Here is a 3,482-nt window from a genome sequence, read left to right as displayed (position 1 = left end):
GTGCCGGGGGCGCGGACCAGCCACTCGTTCCAGGCCGCGCCGTTCGGGGCCACCATCACCTCGAAGCGCAGGTCCGGCCAGAGGGGGACCGGCCAGAGCAGGGCCTCGCACTCCAGGTCGCCGATCCTCCGGGAGATGACCGACTCCGGTGCGCCCAGGACCGAGCGGTAGCGCGAGGTCGCCGAGCGGGAACGCGGGGAGCGGAGCATCGCCTGCCAGCGTTTGTTGGCCTCGCGCATGTCGGTGAGGGAGGCGTTCAGTTCGCGGCGGGCGTCCGCCACCAGGTCGGGGTTGTGGTCGGCCATGCGGCGCAGCAGGACGAGTTGGAAGTCGAGTGGGGTGAACCGGCCGGAGGCGCTAGCGGGGGGCTTTGCGGAGGGCATGTGCTCCATGGTCGCGTACCTCTTCCGCCCCTGCGCCCGGGCGGCGGCCGTCCGGGAGGAAGAGGACCGAGTTCACGTAGCGCGGGCCCCGGAGGAGGGGCAGTACGCGGCGCAGCAGGCCCTGGGAGACGACGTACGACGCTTTCGCCTGGTGGGCCTCCAGGGCTGTCGGGTCCAGGGGGAGCCAGGCGCGGCCTGGGAGGACCCAGCCCTTGTAGCCGAGGTCGGCGAGGAGGTCGACGACCGGGGCGATCGGCTGGATGCGTGACTCCAGTTCGACGAAGAGGGCCGGGCGGTCGCGGGTGAGGATGGCGCGCGCGCCGCGCAGGACCGCGAGTTCGCTGCCGTCCACGTCGATCTTGACGAAGCCCACGTCCCGCAGGCCCAGACCGTCCAGGGTGACGCAGCGGACGTCCAGAGCGCGGGCGTGGATGTCCCGGCGGACCAGCGACGACACGCCCCGCTCGCCCTCGTCGCCCGACGGCAGCCACAGCCGGGCCGTGCCGGGGTGGTCGGAGGCGGCGGCCTGGACGACGCGGACGTTCGCGGGAGCAGAAGAGGTCAGGAGCCGGGCCAGGTGGGGGACCGGTTCGACGGTGACCACCCGGCGGGCCCGGCCGGCGAGGCGACGGGTCCACGGGCCGTACCAGCCGCCGACGTCGACCGCCGTGCCGCAGTCCGGAGGGCACAGCTCGCCGAGTCGTGCGAGCTCCGGCTCGAAGCGCGGGTAGACGAGTCCGGCCGCCGCGGCGATCAGCCGGGTGGGCAGGAAGGGGGCGAGGCGGGCGGCGAGGGTCATGGCGACTTCCGGTTGATCCGGTTGATCCGGTTGATCTGTTTGAGCAGTTCCTCGTGTTGGTCCTCGGTGACCTGTTCGCCCGAGGACGGCAGCAGCTGCGGGATGCCGTCGACGATCGGGTAGCGGCGGTGCAGCCGTGGGTTGTAGAGCGCGTCAGGGATCTGGTCGGCGGCTTCGGTGCTCTCCTTCTCGGTCACCAGGTGCAGCGGGCCCTTGTCCAGCGGGCAGGCGAGGATCTTCAGGAGCGGGTCCTCGGGGGTCATGGTGGGGTCAACTCCTTTGCACCCACGGGTGGTCGGGGTGCGGGTCGGGGTGGTGCGTCGTGCTTCGGCATCGACAGCAGTACGGTCACCGCGAGCGCCGTCCCCGCCACCCGCAGCGCCAGCCGCAACGGATCGTCGGGCAGCGCCTCGCCGAACGCCAGCGTGCCGAGCACCGCCGTGAACAGGCAGGTCACGGTGGTGCACACCGGCACGATCAGCGAGGCCCGGGAGCGCTGCAGCGCCGCCTGCGACATGACGAGACCGAACGCGCCGGTGAACAGGAGGAGGTACGGGTACGGGGAGCGCAGCAGCGCGAGAAGCGCCTCGCCGAAGCCGCTCGTCGTCAGGTGGCTCGACACGCCCTTGATGGCCAGCGAGCTCACCCCGTACAGCAGGCCCACCGCCACGCCGTAGTCGACGCCCGTCGTGGGCAGCCGGTGGCGGTGCCGGGCGCGCCGCTCGGCGGAGGTGTACAGCCACACGCCGAGGGCGAGCGAGGGCAGGCAGACGGTCAGGACCAGCCCGTACGGCGCGCCGCGGCTCACCGTGTCGGTGGCCTCGTCCAGCGACAGCACCACCATCAGCAGCGCGAGGAGGATGGCTCCGATCGCGTACCGTTCACGGCCGGTCGTCTCCTCGCCGAGCAGGCGCCCGGAGAGCAGGACCAGCAGCACGAGCCCGGAGACGAAGATGCCCTGCGCGGCGGCGATCGGCAGGGTGCGGTAGACGGCGAGCTGGGCGGCGAAGCCGGCCGCCAAGGCAAGGGAGCCGCCGATCCACAGCGGGCTGCCGAGCACCAGGCGCAACAGCCGGGCCGGTTGACGGACCGTCACCTGGGGCAGCTTCCCCAACGCCCGTTTCTCCAGGACGAATCCGGCGCTGTACAGGACGTTCGCCAGGAGGGCCGCGCCCACTCCCCACCACATCGCCCTACGTCCTTCGCGCGTGCAGCAGCAGGATCGACGCGGCCGACGGCAGCGCACAGGCCAGCCGGTCCAGCCCCCGCAGGGGACGGGGTACGCCGTGGAAGGGTGCCCCGCGCACCGCCACGACCTCGAAGCCGGACGCCGCGACGAACTCCCGTAGCGCGCGGGCGGTGTAGAGCCGTAGGTGCCCCACGACCTCTCTCCCCGGGCGGCCGTGGATCGCGCGCAGGCTCACCTCGGAGAACACGGGCTGCACTCCGGCGAGGAGCAGGGCGCGGTTGTACCAGGCGGCGAGGTTCGGGGTGGAGAGCATCAGATGGCCTCCGGGGCGCAGCACACGGCGGATCTCGTCGAGGGCGTCGTCCGGGTCGACGAGGTGCTCGATCACCTCGCTGAACAGGACGGCGTCGGCGGTGGCGGAGGCGAACGGCAGCCCGCCGTCGGTGAGTTCACCGCGCACCGCGTACGGCAGCCGGGCGTGGGCGCGTCTGAGGGCGTCCTGGGACCAGTCGACTCCGACGATCCTGTGGCCGGGGAGGAAGGGGGCGGCGGTGGCGGCGGCGGTGCCGTCGCCGCAGCCGATGTCCAGGACGGTCTTTGGGCCGCCGTTCGTGCCGTCCGTGGTGGCCGGCCCGAGTGCCGCGGCCAGCATGCGGGCCTGGCGGACGCTGCGGGGGGTGCCGGAGGCGACGGGGACGGCCGGGTTCTCGTAGAAGTCGCGGAGGCCGCGCCGCGGGGGTGCCGTGGTCGTCGGGGGCGTCAAGGGGTGACCTCCGTGGTGTGCAGGTAGTGCTCGAAGAGGTCGCGGAGGTGGGCGCCGTCGTCGTGCCCGAGGAGGGTGCGCGACCAACGCAGGGCGAGGTGGAGGCGGCCCGCCGTGGAGGCGGTGGTGACGGTGAGGCCGCGCGGCATACGGGCCGGTGCCGAGAACCACACGGCACGTGCGCGGCCCGCCTCCTCGCCGAAGTCCAGCGGGTACGGGACGCGGCCGATGTTGCTCAGCAGCGTCGTCGACGTCCAGGGGGCCGCCGCCCTCCGCAACCCCCGGGTGAGCGCGGCCCGCACCCCGACCGGCGCCCAGGGGGCGGTCAGCAGGGCGGCGCCGTGGCCC

General features: G+C 73.4%; 4 protein-coding genes and 2 pseudogenes. All 6 read right to left on the bottom strand.

Annotation, left to right across the window (positions count from 1 at the left end):
- A pseudogene (locus FNH08_RS47220) lies at positions 1-392 on the bottom strand (hypothetical protein); the annotation flags it as partial.
- Positions 358-1,182, bottom strand: a complete 825-nt coding sequence (locus tag FNH08_RS47215) for an FkbM family methyltransferase (RefSeq protein ID WP_152778049.1) — start codon at positions 1,180-1,182, stop codon at positions 358-360. The gene FNH08_RS47215 and the pseudogene FNH08_RS47220, both read right to left, overlap by 35 nt.
- Positions 1,179-1,445 (bottom strand): Trm112 family protein, encoded by a 267-nt coding sequence (locus tag FNH08_RS47210; protein WP_152778047.1) that lies wholly within the window; start codon positions 1,443-1,445, stop codon positions 1,179-1,181. The genes FNH08_RS47215 and FNH08_RS47210 overlap by 4 nt, the downstream gene beginning before the upstream one ends.
- Positions 1,442-2,359, bottom strand: coding sequence for a hypothetical protein (locus FNH08_RS47205; RefSeq protein ID WP_322726569.1), 918 nt, complete (start codon positions 2,357-2,359; stop codon positions 1,442-1,444). The genes FNH08_RS47210 and FNH08_RS47205 overlap by 4 nt, the downstream gene beginning before the upstream one ends.
- Positions 2,360-2,375: 16 nt before the next feature.
- A complete protein-coding gene (locus tag FNH08_RS47200; RefSeq protein ID WP_152778043.1) occupies positions 2,376-3,134 on the bottom strand; it encodes a class I SAM-dependent methyltransferase in 759 nt (252 codons plus the stop codon).
- Positions 3,131-3,482: pseudogene (locus FNH08_RS47195) on the bottom strand (condensation protein); the annotation flags it as partial. The gene FNH08_RS47200 and the pseudogene FNH08_RS47195, both read right to left, overlap by 4 nt.

It is taken from the genome of Streptomyces spongiae (genome assembly GCF_009377185.1).
GTDB lineage: Bacteria > Actinomycetota > Actinomycetes > Streptomycetales > Streptomycetaceae > Streptomyces > Streptomyces spongiae.
The sequence above is the reverse complement of the archived record's forward strand: the minus strand, read 5'-3'. Positions and strand labels throughout refer to the sequence as shown.

Bases quoted from the DNA above. Each gene is read 5' to 3' on its own strand.
- FNH08_RS47215 (WP_152778049.1), bottom strand. From the start codon at position 1,182: ATGACCCTCGCCGCCCGCCTCGCCCCCTTCCTGCCCACCCGGCTGATC.
- FNH08_RS47210 (WP_152778047.1), bottom strand. From the start codon at position 1,445: ATGACCCCCGAGGACCCGCTCCTGAAGATCCTCGCCTGCCCGCTGGAC.